17 protein-coding genes and 1 riboswitch are annotated in these 18562 nt (G+C 75.5%); of the genes, 7 read left to right on the forward strand and 10 right to left on the reverse strand.

What is annotated here, in order from left to right; genetic code table 11:
* Positions 1–296: 296 nt before the first annotated feature.
* From ACLJTM_RS24190 to ACLJTM_RS24215, 6 genes are all read right to left on the reverse strand, one after another.
* On the reverse strand, positions 297–1157 hold the full coding sequence (locus tag ACLJTM_RS24190; RefSeq protein ID WP_411105808.1) for an ECF transporter S component: 861 nt from the start codon (positions 1155–1157) through the stop codon (positions 297–299).
* Between the two features lie 116 nt (positions 1158–1273).
* On the reverse strand, positions 1274–3346 hold the full coding sequence (locus ACLJTM_RS24195) for an ABC transporter ATP-binding protein (RefSeq protein WP_411105809.1): 2073 nt from the start codon (positions 3344–3346) through the stop codon (positions 1274–1276).
* Complete coding sequence (locus tag ACLJTM_RS24200; protein WP_411105810.1) at positions 3343–4707, reverse strand: energy-coupling factor transporter transmembrane component T; 1365 nt, start codon at positions 4705–4707, stop codon at positions 3343–3345. Before ACLJTM_RS24200 ends, ACLJTM_RS24195 begins: the two co-directional genes overlap by 4 nt.
* Entirely contained in the window at positions 4704–5375 is a 672-nt protein-coding gene (locus ACLJTM_RS24205; protein WP_411105811.1) for an SCO2322 family protein, read from the reverse strand. The genes ACLJTM_RS24200 and ACLJTM_RS24205 overlap by 4 nt, the downstream gene beginning before the upstream one ends.
* A complete protein-coding gene (locus tag ACLJTM_RS24210) occupies positions 5375–6625 on the reverse strand; it encodes a prenyltransferase/squalene oxidase repeat-containing protein (protein ID WP_411105812.1) in 1251 nt (416 codons plus the stop codon). The genes ACLJTM_RS24205 and ACLJTM_RS24210 overlap by 1 nt, the downstream gene beginning before the upstream one ends.
* A gap of 129 nt (positions 6626–6754) precedes the next feature.
* Positions 6755–6835: riboswitch (cobalamin riboswitch) on the reverse strand.
* A gap of 227 nt (positions 6836–7062) precedes the next feature.
* Positions 7063–8133 carry an MBL fold metallo-hydrolase gene (locus ACLJTM_RS24215; protein WP_411105813.1) on the reverse strand — a complete coding sequence of 357 codons (1071 nt, stop codon included), beginning with the start codon at positions 8131–8133 and terminating at the stop codon, positions 7063–7065.
* 173 nt (positions 8134–8306) lie between these two features.
* Between ACLJTM_RS24215 and ACLJTM_RS24220 the strand changes: the two genes are divergently transcribed.
* Both ACLJTM_RS24220 and ACLJTM_RS24225 read left to right on the forward strand, forming a co-directional pair.
* A complete protein-coding gene (locus ACLJTM_RS24220) occupies positions 8307–9770 on the forward strand; it encodes an aldehyde dehydrogenase (RefSeq protein ID WP_411105814.1) in 1464 nt (487 codons plus the stop codon).
* On the forward strand, positions 9770–10003 hold the full coding sequence (locus tag ACLJTM_RS24225; RefSeq protein ID WP_411105815.1) for a ferredoxin: 234 nt from the start codon (positions 9770–9772) through the stop codon (positions 10001–10003). The genes ACLJTM_RS24220 and ACLJTM_RS24225 overlap by 1 nt, the downstream gene beginning before the upstream one ends.
* Positions 10004–10890: 887 nt before the next feature.
* On the opposite strand, the gene ACLJTM_RS24230 is transcribed toward ACLJTM_RS24225, so the two are convergent.
* Positions 10891–11514, reverse strand: a complete 624-nt coding sequence (locus ACLJTM_RS24230) for a TetR family transcriptional regulator (RefSeq protein WP_272257467.1) — start codon at positions 11512–11514, stop codon at positions 10891–10893.
* Between the two features lie 240 nt (positions 11515–11754).
* On the opposite strand from ACLJTM_RS24230, the gene ACLJTM_RS24235 reads away from it, so the two are divergent.
* The 3 genes from ACLJTM_RS24235 to ACLJTM_RS24245 all read left to right on the forward strand — a co-directional run bounded on the left by ACLJTM_RS24235 (position 11755) and on the right by ACLJTM_RS24245 (position 14972).
* Entirely contained in the window at positions 11755–13068 is a 1314-nt protein-coding gene (locus ACLJTM_RS24235) for a glycosyltransferase family 4 protein (protein WP_411105816.1), read from the forward strand.
* Positions 13069–13140: 72 nt separating this feature from the next.
* Entirely contained in the window at positions 13141–13884 is a 744-nt protein-coding gene (locus ACLJTM_RS24240) for a class I SAM-dependent methyltransferase (RefSeq protein WP_411105817.1), read from the forward strand.
* On the forward strand, positions 13881–14972 hold the full coding sequence (locus tag ACLJTM_RS24245; RefSeq protein ID WP_411105818.1) for a prenyltransferase: 1092 nt from the start codon (positions 13881–13883) through the stop codon (positions 14970–14972). Before ACLJTM_RS24240 ends, ACLJTM_RS24245 begins: the two co-directional genes overlap by 4 nt.
* Before the next feature lie 69 nt (positions 14973–15041).
* Here ACLJTM_RS24245 and ACLJTM_RS24250 read toward each other — a convergent pair whose 3' ends face one another.
* Positions 15042–15347: a hypothetical protein gene (locus ACLJTM_RS24250; protein WP_411105819.1), complete on the reverse strand. Its 306-nt coding sequence runs from the start codon at positions 15345–15347 to the stop codon at positions 15042–15044.
* A 112-nt stretch (positions 15348–15459) separates the two neighbouring features.
* On the opposite strand from ACLJTM_RS24250, the gene ACLJTM_RS24255 reads away from it, so the two are divergent.
* On the forward strand, positions 15460–16107 hold the full coding sequence (locus tag ACLJTM_RS24255; RefSeq protein ID WP_411105820.1) for a hypothetical protein: 648 nt from the start codon (positions 15460–15462) through the stop codon (positions 16105–16107).
* 102 nt (positions 16108–16209) lie between these two features.
* Positions 16210–16596, forward strand: a complete 387-nt coding sequence (locus tag ACLJTM_RS24260; RefSeq protein WP_411105821.1) for a hypothetical protein — start codon at positions 16210–16212, stop codon at positions 16594–16596.
* On the opposite strand, the gene ACLJTM_RS24265 is transcribed toward ACLJTM_RS24260, so the two are convergent.
* Entirely contained in the window at positions 16593–17603 is a 1011-nt protein-coding gene (locus tag ACLJTM_RS24265) for an LLM class F420-dependent oxidoreductase (protein ID WP_411105822.1), read from the reverse strand. The genes ACLJTM_RS24260 and ACLJTM_RS24265 overlap by 4 nt on opposite strands.
* 112 nt (positions 17604–17715) lie before the next feature.
* Positions 17716–18543 carry a hypothetical protein gene (locus ACLJTM_RS24270; RefSeq protein ID WP_411105823.1) on the reverse strand — a complete coding sequence of 276 codons (828 nt, stop codon included), beginning with the start codon at positions 18541–18543 and terminating at the stop codon, positions 17716–17718.
* Positions 18544–18562 lie beyond the last annotated feature (19 nt).

The following is an 18562-nucleotide window of genomic DNA, read 5'->3' on the forward strand; positions in this document are numbered from 1 at the left end:
TGCGTGAGCCACTCACGCAAGGGAGAGGGGTTCGTCAGCGGGGGTTCCCACCGGGTGCAGCACCCGTACCGCCTGGCGACTCATCCAGTTCTACCGACGCCCCGCCCCCCTGGCAACGAGCCCCGGTTACTAGCGGTCCTCGCAGCCGGGGCGCAACGGCCCCTTCGGCCGCCGGAGGCCGGCGTGCAGGTGGGAGGCGGTTGCGGAGAGGCTCGGGGGGCCCGTTGAGGACTACTACCCCGGTTCGTATGTGACCTGGGTCCTGTGGGGCGGCTCACCCCCGCAGGCCCCCGATCTCACCCGGCGTGCCCGGACGTATCCCGGTCGAGGGGGTGGTCGAAGCCGCCCGCGGCCCTCGAATCGAAGGAAACCGGGGCATCGAAGGCCGCCTTTCGGGTGGCCCGCCGCAAGGCCTTCAGTAGCGTGGCCCCCAAGCCCAGGGTCAGGACGACGGTCAGCGCCGCCCGGCCCAGGTCCCAGCCCACCGAGGTCGCCAGGCAGTACGCGGCGAAGCGCGCCAGGTTCTCCGGCACCGGGTCGCCCGGGTGGAAGGAAATGCCCTGGCCCATGCCCTGCAGGATCACCCAGCCCTGCAGGTTCATGACCGTGCCGTACGCGAAGGACCCTACGCACCCGTACGCCGCCAGCATCAGCAGCTCCGCCCGGCCCCGCAGCCGCTCCGCGCCCGGCAGCAGCCCCGCGCCCATCGAGAACCAGCCCAGCGCCAGCATCTGGAACGGCATCCACGGCCCGACCCCGCCCGTCAGCAGGGCGGAGGCGAACATCGTCACCGAGCCGAGGACGAAACCGAAGCCCGGCCCCAGCACCCGGCCGCTGAGCACCATCAGGAAGAACATCGGCTCCAGGCCGGCCGTCCCCGCGCCCAGCGGTCTCAGGGCCGCCCCGACCGCAGCGAGCACCCCCAGCATGGCCACGGCCTTGGCGTCCATCCCGTCGTCCGCAAGGGTCGCCACGACCACCGCGACGAGCAGGGGCAGCAGAGCCGCGAAGAGCCACGGCGCGTCCTGGGAGTGCGCGAGCTCCGACTGCCGGCCGGCCAGCAGCGGCCAGCCGAACGCCGCGATGCCGATCAGGGTGACCAGGACCAGGGCCGCCGCGGCGCGCGGACCGATGCCTACCGGCCGGACGGAACGCACGGGGCGGGCGGAACGCACGGGGCGTGCCGGCTGGGCAGGGCGTGCGGGGCGTGCGGGGTGTGCGGGGCGGCGCAGACCGTCCCCGGCGCGGCTCGCGGCGCCCTTGCCGCGGGGGCTCACGGCGTCTCCGCGGCGTCGGCCGGGGCCTCGGCCTGGGCGTCCGCGGCCTGGGCGTCCGCGGCCTGAGCGCGCGCGGCCTGGGCGTCCGCGGCCCGGGCGCGCGCCGCCTGGGCGTCCGCGGCCTGGGCGTCCGCGGCCTGGGCGCGCGCCGCCTGGGCGTCCGCGGCCCGGACGTCCGCGGCCCGGGCGTCCGCCGCTTGGGCGTCCGCGGCCTGGGCGTCCGCGGCCTGGGCGTCCGCGGCCTGGGCGTCCGCGGCCCGGGGCTCGGCCGCCCGGGGCTCGGCGGCCAGGGCCTGGGCGACCTGGCTCACCGTGAGCCAGTGCCCCGGCGCCAGGATCTTCGCCACCTGCGGCGCGAAGGCGGGGGAGGAGACCACGACCTCCGCGGTCGGGCCGTCCGCGACGACCTCGCCGCCCGCCAGGACCACGACCCGGTGCGCCAGCTCCGCGGCGAGTTCGACGTCGTGCGTGGCCAGCACGATGGCATGGCCGTCGGCGGCCAGCCCCCGCAGGATCCCGATCAGGCGGACCTTGGCGGCGTAGTCCAGCCCCCGGGTGGGCTCGTCGAGCAGCAGCAGCGCGGGGCGGCCGGTCAGGACCAGCGCCAGGGCCAGGGCCAGGCGCTGCCCCTCGGACAGGTCCCGCGGATGGGTGTCGTCGGGGACGCCCGGCAGCAGCGCGCCGACAAGGTCCCGGCAGGTCCCGGGGGCCGCGCCGGCGTCCGCGTCGGCCGCCGCGCACTCCGCCGCGACGGTGTCGGCGTAGAGCAGGTCGCGGGGCTCCTGCGGGACCAGCCCGACCCTGCGCACCATCTCGGGCGGCGGGGTGCGGTGCGGGACCGCGCCGCCGACCAGCACCTCGCCGGCCGCCGGGGCGACCGTGCCGACCAGCGCGGCGAGCAGGGTGGACTTCCCGGCGCCGTTGCGGCCCATCAGGGCGACGGTCTCGCCGGGCGCCACCGCGAGGGTGATGCCGCGGAGGGTCTCGGCGCGGCCGCGGCGCACCCCGAGGCCGCGCACCTCGGCGACGGGCCCCCGCCCCGGTCCCGGCGCCGCCCCGGGCGCCGCGGCGGGGCCGGGCCGTTCCCTGCGCAGCAGCCGCGCGAGGAGCCCGGAGCGCCCGGAGCCCCCCGAGCCCCCGGAGGCGGCAGCCGGCGCCGGACCGGCCGGCGCCGCCGTCCCGGACGGGCCCGGGACGACCGCCCCGGCCCCGGCACCCGCAGCAGCCGCACCCGTACCCGCGGGAGCCGGGGCGGCCGCCAGGCGGGACCTCAGCGGGCCGGCCATCCGGCGGGCGTCGCGGACCGACAGGGGCAGCGGGGACCAGCCTGCGAGGCGGCCCAGGGAGACCACCGGCGGCTGGACGGGGGACAGCGCCATGACCTCGGACGGCGGGCCGAGGACGGGGACGGCGCCCGGGGACGGCAGCAGCAGCACCTGGTCGGCGTACTGCACCACCCGCTCCAGCCGGTGCTCGGCCATCAGCACGGTCGTGCCCAGGTCGTGCACCAGGCGCTGCAGGACCGCCAGGACCTCCTCGGCGGCGGCCGGGTCGAGGGCCGAGGTGGGTTCGTCCAGCACCAGGACCCGGGGGTGCGGGGTCAGGACCGAGCCGATCGCGACCCGCTGCTGCTGCCCGCCCGACAGGGTGGCGAGGGGCCGGTCGCGCAGTTCGTTCAGGCCCAGCAGGTCGAGGGTCTCCTCCACCCGGCGGCGCATCACCGCGGGCGGCAGCCCCAGGGACTCCATGCCGTAGGCCAGTTCGTCCTCCACCACGTCCGTCACGAAGTGCGCGAGCGGATCCTGGCCGACCGTGCCGACCACGTCCGCGAGCTCGCGTGGCGGGTGGGTGCGGGTGTCCCGGCCGGCCACCGTCACCCGGCCGCGCAGGGTGCCGCCCGTGAAGTGCGGGACCAGTCCCGAGACCGTTCCCAGCAGGGTGGACTTGCCGACCCCCGACGGGCCGACGAGGAGCGTCAGCTCCCCCTCCGGGACCACGAGGTCGACGCCCCGCACCGAAGGCCCGGCCGCACCCTGGTAGGTGACCGACACCTGCTCGAAACGGATCACTGCAAGGACTCCTTGGGCGGTACGGGCGCCACGACGGCGGGGAGCAGGCCGATCAGGACCGCGGCCGCCGGCCACAGCGGCAGCCCGGGGGCGGTCAGCGGGACCACGCCCGGCGCCATCGCGTCCGGGTCGAGGCCGGCGAAGCGGATGGTGAGGGCGGCGACGGCCGCACCCGAGGCGGAGACCAGCCAGGCCCGCGCCCCCCACCGGTCGGGCCGGTACCGGGTCCGCACCGAGCGCCGCCCGCCGAGCCGCAGCCCGGCCAGGGCCAGCAGCAGCCCGATGCCGAGCACCGGCATCCCGTACCCGGCGCCCTGCGCGGCGAGCAGCCCGTACGTTCCCGCGCACATGCCGAGCAGGCCCCCGAGGGTGAGCACGTTGGTGGTGTGCCGGACCAGCGGCGGGACCTGCGCGGTACGGCCGTAGCCGCGGGCGTCCATGGACGCGGCGACGGCCACGGAGCGTTCGAGGGCGCCCTCCAGGACGGGCAGGCCGATCTGGAGGACGGCCTTCACCCCGCCGGTGGGCCGGCCGCGCAGCCGTCGGGCGGTCCGCAGGCGGACGACGTCGGCGACCATGTTCGGCGCGAAGGTCATGGCGACGACGACGGCCACCCCCGCCTCGTACAGGGCCGCCGGGAGCGACTTCAGGAGCCGCGCCGGATTGGCGAGCGCGTTCGCGGCGCCGATGCAGATGAGGAGGGCGGCCAGTTTGGCGCCGTCGTAGAAGGCGAAGACCAGCTGCTCCGCGGTGACGCGCCCGCCGAGGCGGATGCCCTGGGCCCAGGAGGGGAGCGGGAGCTCGGGGAGGGTGACCAGGAGGTGCGAGCCGGGGATGGGGGAGCCCAGCAGCGCGGAGAAGACCAGGCGCAGGCCCACGACGACGAGGCCGAGCTTGATGAAGGCACCGTAGGAGCGGGCCCAGGGGGCTGCCGTGCGGCGGGCCGCGACGACGTACCCGGCCACGCCGACGATCAGGCCGAGGAGGAGCGGGTTGGTGGTTCGGGAGGCGGCGGTGGCCAGCCCGAGGGCCCACAGCCACCAGGCGCCGGCGTGCAGGGCGTTGCCCCGGCTCGCCTCGGGCGGGGCGAGCCGGGCGAAGGGGCTCACCGGCGCGGCCGCCTGCGCCGCAGCCCCCCTGCCGTACGGGTCCCCGTGCGCGGGGTCGGGCCGCGTGGGGCGGCTGCGCCGGCCCGGTGGTGCTTGCGCGGGCCCGGCGAGCGGCGCACCCCCGGCCGCCGCCCGTGCGGAACTCCCCGCCCGGTCCGTGCCGGCCTCTCCCGGCCCGGCATCCGCGACGGCGTCCTCCGCCGCGCCCCTGGGCCGGGTGCCGCCGCCGGGTCCGGCAGGCGCCGCGCTCATCGGGCGCGGCGGCGGGACTGCCACAGGGTGGCGCCGGCCAGCGCAGCCACGGCGGCGATGCCGGCCAGGAGCCCCGCCGAGGGGCCGCCCCCGCCGCCGGGGCCGCCGCCGGGGCCGCCTGAGTCGGGCCCGGTGGTGGCGGGCGTCGCGGCCGGGGCGGCGACCTGCTCCCCGCAGCCCTGCGCCGGATAGCCCGCGATGGCGCACAGCAGCGCTGCCTCGTTGTAGCGCAGCGGCTTCGCGGCCTCGGCGAGGGCCTCGGCCGTGGTGGCGTCCGGGGCGATCCGGGCGCAGGCCGTGCGCGGGGCCTCCTGCGGCGGGGCGTCGCCCTCCGGTGCGTCCCCGGACACGCCGAAGTCGATGACCAGGGCCACCCGCTTGCGGCCCGCGACCGGAGCGGTCCCCCCGCAGACGGCCTCGAAATCGGCCGCGGTGCGGGGCTTCGCCGCCTCGGCCGCCGCGTCCTTGCTCACCGCGAAGCGGAACCCCTGCACGGAGCCGTCCGCGGGCCGGGCGGTCGAGGGGCCCTGGGTGGCGTACGCCCACCCGCCGCCCGCGCCGTCCCAGAACGACCAGTAGCGGTAGCCGGCCGCCAGCGCGGGAGCGGCGGCCGGCAGGGCCAGGGCGAGTCCGAGGACGAGGGCCGCGGCGGGCAGACGGCGGCGCATCAGAGCGCGTTCTTCTTCCGGCGGCCGCTCAGCAGGATGCCGATGCCCACGCCGGCCGCGGCGCCCGCGCCGACGATCCACCAGATGCTCTGGCCGCCCGAGGGCTTGTCCTTCTCGCCGTCGACCGCGGTCGCGGCGGTGTCCGCGCCCTGCGGGGCGGGGCCGGTCGCGTTCAATGCCGCGACGAGGTCGGTGCCGCCGAAGGAGGTGGGGTCCGTGCCGGTCGCGTGCGCGGCCAGGACGAGGGTGCCGAGGGCCGCGGGGCTGTCCTTCGACCATGCGGCCGAGTTGGCCTTGAGCCACTCCAGCGCGCCCGCCGCGGACTGCTTGTGGCCGGCGGCGGCCAGGGCGATCACCGCGTCGGCGGTGTTGCCGGTGTCCGCCACCGGCTGGTCCGAGCCCGGCGTGACGGCCGTGAGGTGGCCGTCCTTCTTCAGGGCCTCGGCGAGGTAGGCGGCCGCCCCCTGGGCGGCGCCCTGCGGGTCGGTGGCGCCTGCCGGGCAGGGCAGGGCCGCCGCGGGGGTGTCGGCGGCGGCGGGGACGACGACCGCGCCCTTGCCGAGGCCGGCCAGGGTCGCGGCGGCCGTGGCGTCGGCGTTGGCGAGGAGCTTGCCGTCGACGGGCTGGTAGGCGAACGCGCCGCGGTCGGCGGCCGGTTCGGCCGAGCAGCCCAGCTGGAAGGGGAGCAGGCCCTCGTAGGCGGACTTGCCCGCCTTCGACCTGGTCTCGGCGGGGTTCTCGCCCGCCACGGCGAGTGCGCTGATGACCAGGGAGGTGGAGTTGGCCTCGCTCGGGCTGCCCGGCACGTACGCCCAGCCGCCGTCCTCGTTCTGGACGGACTTCAGCCAGTCCGTGCCCTTCCTGACCGCGTCGTCGTGTCCGCCGAGTGCCTTCAGCGCCTGCACGGCCACCGCGGTGGCGTTCGTGTCGTACAGGGTGGCGGCGTCGCAGGCGGCGGCGCTGTCCGCACGGAAGGAGGCGTAGCCGCCGTTCGCGCACTGCTGCCCGGTCAGCCAGTCCACGGCCTGCTGTGCGGGCTTGACGCCGACGGTGTGCTGGGCGAGCAGGGCCACGGACTGGCGCCACACGCCGTCGTAGGTCGGGTCGTTCTTCCCGTACAGGCCGGAGGGGACCGCCGGGGGCGCGGAGGGCGAGGCGGGCGGCGCGGTGTCGGCGAGAGCGGCGGGGGCTGCGCCCGCGCAGAGCACGGCGGAGGCGGCGAGCGCGGCGGCGCTGCGGCGGACGTTCATGGGGGCGGGGTGCCTCTCGTGCAGGGGAGCAGGAGGCAGGCACGCGCAGGCACCGGGCTCCGGCTCCGTTTACCTCGACGGTGCCGACCGCCGGGGGACCCGGCGGTTCGAGCCGCGCACTTCGGTACGGGGCATTCCGGCTTCCCGTCCGGGCGGTGCCGGGAGCGGGTCACGGTTGCGGGTCAGCGCCGGATCTGCACCGGCTTCCCCCCGAACGGAAGTGTGGACGACGGGCCCACTCTACCGGCCCGTAGCCCGGGGGCGGGGTGGCGCCGGCCACGTTCGCCCCTTACCGGGGCCGCCGCCCGGGGCCTGCGCGGGGCGCGGCCGGCTCCCGTACGAGGGGGGGGCCGGGTCGCGAGGGGGGGTGCGGGTCGGGTCGCGAGGGGGGCCTGGGCCGGGTCGCGAGGGGGGGCCGGGGCCGGGTCGCGCAGCGCTCAGAGCGCCCGGTAGGCCACCGGGTCGCTGCCCGGGACCGGTTCGGCGCGGCCCTGTTTCACCAGCCTCCGCAGGTGGGCCTCCGCCTCCGAGACGGCGATGGTGCGGGAGCCGTACGGGATCTGCGCCCAGGGCCGGTTCCACTCCATCCGTTCCGCGATCTCCCACGGGGTCAGCGGTTCGGCGAGCAGGCTCCACAGCCCCGTCAGCCGCTCCTCGTGGTGCTCCAGCAGCTCCCGGACCCGGGCGGGCGCATCGGTGAAGGCGTGCTGGTGGGCGGGGAGCACCTCGGCGGGGCCGAGCCGGGCGATGCGTTCGAGGGAGTCGAGGTAGTCGCCGAGGGGGTCGGTGGAGGGGGTGACCCCGTGCTCGTCGGGGGCTTCGTAGAGGCCGATGTGCGGGGAGATCCCGGGCAGCAGGTGGTCCCCGGAGAAGAGCCGGCCGTTGCCGGGGAGGTTCGCCGGGTGCTGCTCCTCCAGGTGCAGGCAGACGTGGCCGGGGGTGTGGCCGGGGGTCCAGACGGCGCGCAGCCGGCGTCCGGCGAGGGGGAGCAGTTCGGCGGGGACGATCTCCCGGTCGGGGACGGCGGCGCGCAGGCCCGGCAGGGTCCGCAGGCGGCCGCCCGCACGGGCGGCGCGCAGGGGTGCGATGTGCTCCTCGGGGGCGCCGGCGGCGGCGAGCTTGTCGCTCATGTAGTCGTACCAGACGCCGGGTTCGGCGGAGCGGGTGCGCACGACGACCTCGGTGTCGGCGGCGTGCATGGCGATCCAGGCGCCGGAGGCCTCCCGGACCCGGCCGGAGAGGCCGTGGTGGTCGGGGTGGTGGTGGGTGATGACCACGCCGTGGACGTCGGCGACCGAGGTGCCGAGCGCGGTGAGGCCCGCGGTGAGGGCGTCCCAGGACGCGGGGTCGTCCCAGCCGGTGTCGACGAGGACCGGGCCGCGGCCGGTGTCGAGGACGTGGACGAGGGTGTGCCCGAGCGGATTGTCGGGGATGGGCACCTTGATGCCCCACACGCCGCCGCCGTGGTCGGTGACCTGCGGGGTCACGGGTGACGCGTCCTGTGGCATGGGGCTCCCCTGTTCCGCTGACGAGAACTCGTTCCAGTAGTAGCCCAAGTCGACCATCTCCGCGGCTTTCTGACCAGTCGTTGGATCTCCTGCGCCGTTCCGTCCTGGCCGTGGACTCCTCGAACTAGAACTGGTATCAGTTCGGGAACGCCAAGCCGCAGGAGGCCTCAGCCATGACCGAGCTCGTGGAACACGGACAGCTGTTCATCGGCGGCGAGTGGACGGACCCGTTGGGCACCGACCGGATCCGGATCGTCTCCCCCCACACCGAGCAGGTCATCGGCTCCGTCCCGCACGCGTCGAAGGCCGACGTCGACCGCGCCGTCGAGGTCGCGCGCCAGGCCTTCGACAGCGGGCCGTGGCCCCGGATGAGCCTCGACGAGCGGATCGCCGTCGTCTCCCGGATCAAGGACGCCATCGCCGTCCGGCACGAGGAGATCGCCCGCTCGATCAGTTCCCAGAACGGCTCCCCGTACTCCTGGAGCATCCTCGCCCAGGCCCTCGGCCCGATGATGGTCTACGACGCGGCGATCACCGTCGCACGCGGCTTCCCCTACGAGGAGCACCGCCAGGGTGTTCTCGGGCCGATCCTGGTGCGCCGGGAGCCGGTGGGCGTGGTCGCGGCCGTCATCCCGTGGAACGTCCCGCAGTTCGTGGCCGCCGCCAAACTCGCCCCCGCGCTGCTCACCGGCTCGACGGTGATCCTCAAGCCCTCCCCCGAAGCCCCGCTCGACTCCTACATCCTCGCCGACATCGCCCGCGAGGCCGGGCTGCCGCCGGGTGTGCTGTCGATCCTGCCCGCCGACCGCGAGGTCAGCGAATACCTCGTCGGCCACCCCGGCGTCGACAAGGTGGCCTTCACCGGCTCCGTCGCCGCGGGCCGGCGGGTGATGGAAGTCGCCGCTCGCAACCTCACCCGGGTCACCCTCGAACTCGGCGGCAAGTCGGCGGCCGTGATCCTGCCGGACGCCGACCTCGACACCGCCGTCGCCGGGATCGTCCCCGCCGCCTGGATGAACAACGGCCAGGCCTGCGTGGCCCAGACCCGGGTGCTGGCGCCGCGCAGCCGCTACGAGGAGGTCGCCGAGGCGCTGGCCGCCGCGGCCGGGGCGCTGGTGGTCGGCGACCCGCTGGACCCGGCGACCCAGCTCGGTCCGCTGGTGGCCGCGCGCCAGCGGCAGCGGTCGCTGGACTACATCCGCATCGGCCAGGAGGAGGGCGCCAAGGTCCTGGCGGGCGGCGGGCGGCCGGCCGCGATGGAGACCGGCTGGTACGTCGAGCCCACCCTCTTCGGCGACGTGGACAACTCCATGCGGATCGCCCGCGAGGAGATCTTCGGCCCGGTCGTCTGCCTGATCCCGTACGGGGACGAGGCGGAGGCGCTGCGGGTCGCCGACGACTCGGAGTTCGGGCTGAGCGGCAGCGTGTGGACCGGCGACGTCGAGCACGGCATCGACTTCGCCCGCCGGGTGCGCACCGGCACCTTCAACGTGAACACCTTCAGCCTGGACATGCTGGGGCCGTTCGGGGGCTACAAGAACAGCGGTGTGGGGCGGGAGTTCGGGCCGGAGGGGCTGAGCGAGTACCTGGAGCACAAGATGATCCACCTGCCCGCGGGATACGGGGCGGGTGCCTGATGGGGGACCGCTGGCAGGTCGAGGTGGACCGCGGGGTCTGCATCGGCTCGGGGATGTGCGTGAACCACGCCCCGGAGGGCTTCGCCCTCGACACGGCCCGTCAGTCGCGCCCGCGCGCGGCGGAGACGGACGCGAACGAGCCGGTCCTGACCGCGGCGGAGGGCTGCCCGGTGGAAGCCATCACCATCACCCTGCTGGGGACGGGCGAGACCGTCTTCCCGCCGGAGGAGTGACCACCGCCGAACCAGCCCGGCACGGGTCCGCCGGTCCGCCGGAGCCATGCGGGAGCGGAACCGGACCCCGGGAGCGCTGCGACCGCCCCCGCGCGGGCGCGGCCCACGCGGTGGGGCGGGCCGCGGCCCCGGGCCCGCGTGGCCGCCCCCGCCACCGCCCCGCGGAAGGCGCCGCGGCCACGGGCCCGCGTGGAGGCGGCCGGGGCCTCGCGGACCGCGGGGGCCGATGGAGGCGCGGGCCGGGTGCTTCGCGCCGAGGTCGTGGCGGTGCGCCGCGGGCGGGCCGAAGGCCAGAGCCAGGCCGCGGCCCTGGGCCCGCGCGGAGGCGGCCGGGGCCTGCGGACCGCGGGGGCCGATGGAGGCGCGGGCCCGGGTGCTTCGCACCGCGGTCGTGGCGGTGGGCCGGGGGCGGCCGTGCGGAACCGGAACCCGGGAGCGCTGCGGCCGCCCCCGCACAGCCGGCTGCGGCCGCCCCCGCACGGCCGGCTGCGGCCGCCCCCACGGGGCCTGCTCCCGCCCCCCCACGGGCGCGGCCCATGCAGTGGGGCGGGCCGAAGGCCAAGGCCAGGCCGCGGCCCCGGACGCGCGTGGCCGCCCCCGCACAGCCGGCTGCGGCCGCCCCCACGGGGCCTGCTCCCGCCCCCCGCGGGCGCGGCCCATGCAGTGGGGCGGGCCGAAGGCCAAGGCCAGGCTGCGGCCCCGGGCCCGCGTGGCCGCCCCCGCACGGCCGGCTGCGGCCGCCCCCGCGGGGCCTGCTCCCGCCCCCGCGCGGGCGCGGCCCATGCAGTGGGGCGGGCCGATGGCCAGGGCCAGGCCGCGGCCCCGGGCCCGCGTGGCCGCCCTCGCCCCCGCCCCGCGGAAGGCACCGCGGGCCCGGGCCGGTGGAATCAGGCCTTTTCCGGTGCCGTCAGGTCGATCAGCCGGCATACCGTCTCGATGTCGATCTTGACCTGGGCGATCGAGGCGCGCCCCGACAGCCAGGTGATGAGCGCCGAGTGCCAGGTGTGCTCGATGACCCGGACCGCCGAGAGCTGCTCCGCCGTCGGCGGGGCGTCCAGGCCCATCGCGTCGAGGATGATCGCCGTGGTCAGCCGGGAGACCGTGTCCACCTCGGGGCTCACGCTGCGGTCCGCGAAGGTCAGCGCCCTGACCATGGCGTCCGCCAGGTGCGGTTCCCGCTGCAGGGCACGGAAGGCCCGCATCAGGGTCTCCGCGACCCGCGCCGCCGGGTCGTCGCCGGCCGGCGGGCGCTTGCGCAGGGTGGTGTGCATGTGCTGGAGCTGGTCCTGCATGGTGGCCACCAGCAGGTGCACCTTGGACGGGAAGTAGCGGTAGAGCGTGCCCAGCGCCACGCTGGAGGACTCCGCGACCTCGCGCATCTGGACGGCGTCGAAGCCGCCGCGGCTGGCCAGCTGGGCGCTGGCGTGCAGGATCCTGCGCCGGCGCGCTTCCTGGCGCTCCGTCAGGGGCGGGGACGCCGGCGTCGTGACGGCCTTCGCTTCCGCTGTCATGTGTCCCGTTCCATGGCGTTCCGTGTCGTTGCGGGGGGTCGAGTGCGGCGGCTGGTCCGGGCTGAACCGGAATCAGCATCGCAGGCGCCCGGGCCGTGGCGCGAATCACCTGCTCCGCCTCTTACGGTGTAGTTTCCGGCCGGTAGATTCAATGGTCTTCAACGGATCAAGTCTGAAACTTGTTCTACATTATCCGAGCGGTTACGCTCCGGCGAAAGTGCAGGGAGAAGGGGGCCGAGAGTGACCGCTGAGGCCATGGTGACGAGCCCTTTCGAGGGGTCCGCCGCCGACGGCGACCGCCCGTTGCGCATCGCACTCCTCACCTATAAGGGGAACCCGTTCTGCGGCGGCCAGGGCGTCTACGTCCGCCACCTCTCGCGTGAGCTCGTCCGCCTGGGGCACCGCGTCGAGGTCATCGGCGCGCAGCCCTACCCGGTGCTCGACACCGGCGCCTCCCTCACCGAACTCCCCAGCCTCGACCTCTACCGCCACCCCGACCCGTTCCGCACCCCCGGGCGCGACGAGTACCGGGACTGGATCGACGCCGTCGAGGTCGCCACCATGTGGACCGGCGGATTCCCCGAGCCGCTGACCTTCTCGCTGCGCGCCCGCCGCCACCTGGCCGCGCGGGCGGGCGAGTTCGACGTGGTCCACGACAACCAGACCCTCGGCTACGGCCTGCTCGGCGACCTCGGCGCACCCCTGGTCACCACGATCCACCACCCCATCACCGTGGACCGGCAGCTGGACCTCGACGCAGCGAAGGGCCGCAGGAAGCGGCTCTCGGTACGCCGCTGGTACGGCTTCACCCGCATGCAGGGCCGGGTGGCCCGCAGGCTGCCCTCCGTCCTGACCGTCTCCGGCTCCTCCCGGCAGGAGATCGCCCGGCACCTCGGGGTCCGGGACGAGCGCATCCACGTCGTCCACATCGGCGCCGACACCGACCTGTGGTCCCCCGACGCGTCCGTCGCCGAGGTCCCCGGACGGATCGTCACCACCTCCAGCGCCGATGTCCCCCTCAAGGGACTGGTGCACCTCGTCGAGGCCCTCGCCAAGCTGCGCACCGAGCAGCCCGGCGCCCACCTCGTCGTCGTCGGCAAGCGCGCCGAGCAGGGGCCGGTGGCCCGCGCCATCGAGACGTACGGCCTCCAGGACGCGGTCCGCTTCATCAAGGGCATCACCGACGCCGAACTCGTCGACCTCGTCCGCAGCGCCCAGGTGGCCTGCGTGCCCTCGCTCTACGAGGGCTTCTCGCTCCCCGCCGCCGAGGCCATGGCCACCGGCACCCCGCTCGTGGCCACCACCGGCGGTGCCATCCCCGAGGTCTCCGGACCCGACGGCGAGACCTGCCTGGCCGTCCCGCCGGGCGACGCGGGCGCCCTCGCCGCGGCGCTCGGGCGGCTGCTGGACGATCCGCAGCTGCGCGCCCGGCTCGGCGCCGCCGGACGCGAGCGGGTGCTCACCCGGTTCACCTGGGCGAAGGCCGCCGAGGGGACCGTCGGGCACTACCGCGCCGCCATCGAGCAGGCGGCCCGTGCCCGCCGTACACGGTGACCGTCCGCTCCTCCGCCCCATGAACCACCCCCGCACCCCCCGCAGATCCCGCGACCGCGAAGGCAGGACCCCGTGCTGACCGTCGATTTCTCCCGGTTCCCGCTCGCCGCAGGCGACCGCGTGCTCGATCTGGGCTGTGGCGCAGGCCGGCACGCCTTCGAGTGCTACCGGAGAGGCGCCCAGGTGGTCGCCGTCGACCGCAACGGCGAGGAGATCCGCGAAGTCGCCAAGTGGTTCGCCGCCATGAAGGAGGCCGGTGAGGCCCCCGCCGGGGCCACCGCCACCGCCATGGAGGGCGACGCCCTGGCCCTGCCCTTCCCCGACGAGTCCTTCGACGTCGTCATCATCTCCGAGGTGATGGAGCACATCCCCGACGACAAGGGCGTCCTCGCCGAGATGGTCCGGGTGCTCAAGCCCGGCGGGCGCATCGCCGTCACCGTGCCCCGCTACGGTCCCGAGAAGATCTGCTGGGCGCTCTCCGACGCCTACCACGAGGTCGAAGGCGGCCACATCCGCATCTACAAGGCGGACGAACTCCTCGGCAAGATGGAGGCCGCGGGCCTCAAGCCGTACGGCTCCCACCACGCGCACGGCCTGCACTCCCCGTACTGGTGGCTCAAGTGCGCCTTCGGCGTCGACAACGACCAGGCGCTCCCGGTCAAGGCGTACCACAAGCTCCTGGTCTGGGACATCATGAAGAAGCCCCTCGCGACCCGGCTCGCGGAGCAGGCCCTCAACCCGGTGATCGGCAAGAGTTTCGTGGCCTACGCGACCAAGCCCCACCTGCCGGCCCTCTCCGACGGCGCCGCCCAGTGAGCTCTCCCGGGCGCACCGTCCCCGACCACCTCGTCCTCGACGGCGTGCTGACCGCCGCCCAGGCCGCCGAGACCGTCGCCGGGATCCTCGCGGTGCAGCGGTCCGACGGGGCCGTCCCCTGGTTCCGCGGCCACCACCTCGACCCCTGGGACCACACCGAGGCCGCGATGGCGCTGGACGCGGCAGGCGAACACGAGGCCGCCGAGCGGGCCTACGCATGGCTGGCCCGGCACCAGAACCAGGACGGCTCCTGGTACGCGGCCTACGCCGACCGCGAGGACGGCGTGGACACCGCCGAGCCGCAGGACGCCGGCCGCGAGACCAACTTCACCGCGTACATAGCCGTCGGCGTGTGGCACCACTACCTCGCCACCGGAGACGACGCCTTCCTCGACCGGATGTGGCCCGCCGTGTACGCGGCGGTGGAGTGCGTCCTCGCGCTGCAACAGCCGGGCGGCGAGATCGGCTGGAAGCGCGAGAGCGACGGCACGCCCGTCACCGACGCGCTGCTGACCGGGTCCTCCTCCATCCACCAGGCGCTGCGCTGCGCGCTGGCCGTCGCCGAGCACCGCGGGGAGCCCCAGCCGGACTGGGAGCTGGCCGCGGGCGCGCTCGGGCACGCCATCCGACGGCACCCGGAGCGGTTCCTCGACAAGGGCCACTACTCGATGGACTGGTACTACCCGGTCCTCGGCGGCGCGCTGACCGGGGAGCAGGCCACCGCCCGGCTCGACGCGCGCTGGGACGAGTTCGTTGTGCCGGGCCTCGGCGTGCGCTGCGTCCTGCCCAACCCGTGGGTGACGGGCGGGGAGTCCTGCGAGCTCGCGCTCGCGCTGTGGGCGACGGGGCAGTCCGACCGGGCGCTGGAGGTCCTGCGGTCGATCACCCACCTGCGCGCCGACAACGGCATGTACTGGACCGGGTACGTGTTCCAGGACGGGGCCGTGTGGCCGGTGGAGCAGACCACCTGGACCGCCGGGTCGCTGCTGCTGGCCGTCGCGGCGCTGGGCGGGCACGAGGCCACCACCGACGTGTTCGGCGGGACCTCGCTCCCGGCGGGCCTGGAACCGGACTGCTGCGGCGACTGACCGGCACGATCCGGAGAAGACGGACCGGACGGACCGGACGGACCGGACGGATTCGACGGACCGGACGGCTCAGCGGCGGTAGAGCCAGCCCGCGATGGCGTGGCCGACGAGGAGGTAGACCACGGCGGCCACGCCGTAGCCGAAGACGACCTGGACCCATTCCTTGCTGAAGGTGAACAGGTCGTAGGACCAGCCGGCCAGCCACGTGGCGGTGTCGTGGACGAACTCCACGAGCTCGTTGCCACGGTTGGCGTCCAGCAGGTACATCAGGATCCACAGGGCGATCACGAAGGCCAGCACGTCCGCCACCAGGGCGACGGCCCGACCGGCCTGACTGCTTCCGCGTGCGCTTCTTGCTCGGGTGTGTGTGGGCATGTCAACCGTGTTGCCGCCAGGCGGCGCGCCAAACCCGAACGGGTCCCCCGAGTGGTGCAGGGGCGGGGCCGGGGTGAGGCTGCGGTGGACACCTCAGTCCCCGGAGGAAACCGTGTCCCTACCCACGACCGTCCGATTCCGCCGCGCCGTGACGGCGGTGGTCCTCTCCACCGCCCTGCTGGTCGGCGCCACCGCCTGCGGCAGCGACGCCGGCGGCGCCCGGAGCCACCGGGAGGAGCTCTCCTCCGCCTCGATGGGCGAGCTGGCGGCCCTCGCGGCGGCCGAGCCCGTCGCAGCCGAGGCCGACGAACTGGCCGCGGCGACGCCCTCGCCGAGCACCTCCGCCGAGAAGCAGAAATTCGCGAAGACCCGCTTCGTCGCCAATGCCGGACTCGCGGCCGGGGCGACGTACCAGTGGATCATCAAGCCGTACAAGGCGGGCAAGTTCAAGAAGGGCGCCAAGGGCCGTACGTTCGCCCTGATCAAGGCGGGCCTGGCGGGCGCCTTCGCCTACAACCGGCTGAAGGCGGCCTCCGTCAACGCGAAGGGCGACCCGCTGCTGTCGAAGGCGGTGGCCCCGCTGACCGCCGGCATCGAGTCCCTCAAGGGCCTCGGCAGCAAGCTCCGCAAGGGCCAGGCCGGCGACGCGGACATCAACTCCTTCGACGACGTCATCAACAGCGTGAAGGAAGCCGGCAAGAGCGCGGGCGCCCCGGTCACCGACAAGGTCCCCAGCACCTCCCAGCTCAGCGGCGGCTGACGGCGACCGGGCCGTACCCGCTCGTACCCGAAGGGGTGCCCCGCCGGCCGCACCGGCCGCCGGGGCACCCCTTCCGGCCGTGCGGCCTGTTTCAATGGGCCGGTGATCGAAATCGTGGGCGTCGTCCTCGCCGCCGCCGGGGCCGGATGGCTGCTGCGGCGCAGGCACCGGCAGCGGACGGCCGCCGGGCCCCCCGCCGGGCTCCCGTGCATGGTGCGGGTCCCCGCCGGCCGGGGCCGCTGGCGGCCCGGCCGGGTGCACGCGGGGGAGGGCGCGGTGCGGTGGGTGCCGCAGCGCGGCGAGGCCGTGGAACTGTCCGGCGGGCGCGTCACCGGGGTACGGGTGCCCACCGTGCGGGAGGGCGTCGCCATCAACCCCGGCTCGCGGATCGCCACCTGTGTGCAGCCGGACGGCGCCGCGCTGGAGATCGCCGTCATGCCGCTGGACGTGCGCGAACTGCTGGAAGCCCTGCCCCGGTCACCGCGCTAGCTGTTGAGCTCTGCAAGGACGCGCAGGGTGTGCGGGTCGGGGGCGGTCAGGAGCAGGTCGGTGACGGGGCCCTTGCGCCACAGCTCCAGCCGCTCCGCGATCCGCTCCCGTGGGCCGACCAGCGAGATCTCGTCGGCGAAGGCGTCCGGGACGGCGAGGACGGCCTCCTCCTTGCGCCCGGCGAGGAACAGCTCCTGGATGCGGCGGGCCGCCTCCTCGTACCCCATGCGGCCCATCAGGTCGGCGTGGAAGTTGCGGGCCGCGTGCCCCATGCCCCCGATGTAGAAGCCGAGCATCGCCTTGACCGGCAGCAGCCCCTCGGCCACGTCGTCACAGACCCTGGCCCGGGCCATCGGTGCGATCAGGAACCCCTGCGGTGCCTCGGCCAGCGAGGCCTGGTAGACGTCCGTGCGGGTCGGCGACCAGTACAGCGGCAGCCAGCCGTCCGCGATCCGGGTGGTCTGCGCGATGTTCTTCGGCCCCTCCGCCCCCAGCAGCAGGGGCAGGTCCGCGCGCAGCGGGTGGGTGATGGGCCGCAGGGCCTTGCCGATGCCGGTGCCGTCCGCGCCGCGGTACGGATGGCTGTGGAAGCGGCCGTCCAGGGCGACCGGCGCCTGCCGGCGCAGCACCTGGCGGATGACGTCGACGTACTCCCGGGTGGCGGTGAGCGGGCTCGCCGGGAAGGGGCGCCCGTACCAGCCCTCGACCACCTGCGGGCCGGACAGTCCCAGGCCCAGCATCATCCGGCCGCCGGACAGGTGGTCCAGGGTGAGGGCGTGCATGGCGGTGGCGGTGGGACTGCGGGCGGCCATCTGTGCGATGGCGGTGCCCAGCCGGATCCGCGAGGTGTGCGCGGCGATCCAGGTCAGCGGGGTGAAGGCGTCCGAACCCCAGGCCTCGGCTGTCCACACCGAGTCGTAGCCGAGGTTCTCGGCTTCGACGGCGAGGTCGAGGTGGGCCGGGTCGGGGCCCCGGCCCCAGTAGCCGAGTGCGAGTCCCAGGCGCATGTACGGTCCCCTCCGCGAGTCTGCTCCCACGTATCTGACGGCGCGTCAGATGACTGTAGGACAACGGCCCCCCGCCCGGAAGGGCGGGGGGCCGTGCGGAGCGCGCGGGGGATCAGCCCCGCTGGATGCCCGAGGTGTCGTTCAGCACGCCGCGGCGCCCGTCCTGGGTCTGGGCGACCAGCGTGGCCGCGCCGCGCTGCTCCACCGCCAGGTACCAGGTGCCCGGGGCGAGTTCGGCGATCGGGGTGGGGGAGCCGTCCTCGGCGAAGAGGGGGCGGGCCACCGGAACGGCGAACCAGAACGGGGTGAAGTCACCCGCCGGCTCCGCAGCCGGGGCCTGGGCGGCGTGGTGCGCCGCGTCCTGCCGGTCCGGGGCGGGGGCCGGCGTGGGAGAGCCGCCGTACGGCGGGACGGGCTGCGGGGTGGAGCCGTACGGCTGCTGGCCGCCCGGGTAGCCGTACCCGGCGCCGGGCTGCGGCTGGCCCCCGTACGGCGGGACGGCGGCCGGCTTCGGTTCGGGCACCAGGGCCCCGGCGAGCGCCGGGACCTTCGCGCCGAACAGGGCGACGCCGGCCAGCGCCAGGGTGGCGATGAAGGCGAGGATCGCGCCGGCGCCCAGATCGGCGCCGGTCGGGCAGGTGATCAGCGACCACAGGGACGCCCAGGCCGCCGCGACGGCGAGCACCGTGCCCCAGGCCTGCAGCGGCAGCCCCGCGAACTGGCGGCCCTGCGGCAGGAACCGGCCCGCGAGGAGCAGGCCGACGGCGATGAATCCGACCAGGAAGATGGTCGGGAGCGCCAGACGGTACACGTCGGTGTCCCAGGCGCTCGGCGCGTCCACCGAGGGTGCGGAGTAGAAATCGAGGAACGAGGCGATGAACAGCAGCGCCGCTGCTCCGATCACCACGCCGTCGCCTCGAGTGAGGGAGCGGATGTTCACGTCTTAGGTGTCCTTCTCG

This window comes from Streptomyces sp. cmx-4-9 (assembly GCF_046548835.1).
GTDB lineage: Bacteria > Actinomycetota > Actinomycetes > Streptomycetales > Streptomycetaceae > Streptomyces.

Bases quoted from the DNA above. Each gene is read 5' to 3' on its own strand.
- ACLJTM_RS24200 (WP_411105810.1), bottom strand. From the start codon at position 4,707: ATGAGCGCGGCGCCTGCCGGACCCGGCGGCGGCACCCGGCCCAGGGGC.
- ACLJTM_RS24205 (WP_411105811.1), bottom strand. From the start codon at position 5,375: ATGCGCCGCCGTCTGCCCGCCGCGGCCCTCGTCCTCGGACTCGCCCTG.
- ACLJTM_RS24210 (WP_411105812.1), bottom strand. From the start codon at position 6,625: ATGAACGTCCGCCGCAGCGCCGCCGCGCTCGCCGCCTCCGCCGTGCTC.
- ACLJTM_RS24215 (WP_411105813.1), bottom strand. From the start codon at position 8,133: ATGCCACAGGACGCGTCACCCGTGACCCCGCAGGTCACCGACCACGGC.
- ACLJTM_RS24220 (WP_411105814.1), top strand. From the start codon at position 8,307: ATGACCGAGCTCGTGGAACACGGACAGCTGTTCATCGGCGGCGAGTGG.
- ACLJTM_RS24225 (WP_411105815.1), top strand. From the start codon at position 9,770: ATGGGGGACCGCTGGCAGGTCGAGGTGGACCGCGGGGTCTGCATCGGC.
- ACLJTM_RS24230 (WP_272257467.1), bottom strand. From the start codon at position 11,514: ATGACAGCGGAAGCGAAGGCCGTCACGACGCCGGCGTCCCCGCCCCTG.
- ACLJTM_RS24250 (WP_411105819.1), bottom strand. From the start codon at position 15,347: ATGCCCACACACACCCGAGCAAGAAGCGCACGCGGAAGCAGTCAGGCC.
- ACLJTM_RS24265 (WP_411105822.1), bottom strand. From the start codon at position 17,603: ATGCGCCTGGGACTCGCACTCGGCTACTGGGGCCGGGGCCCCGACCCG.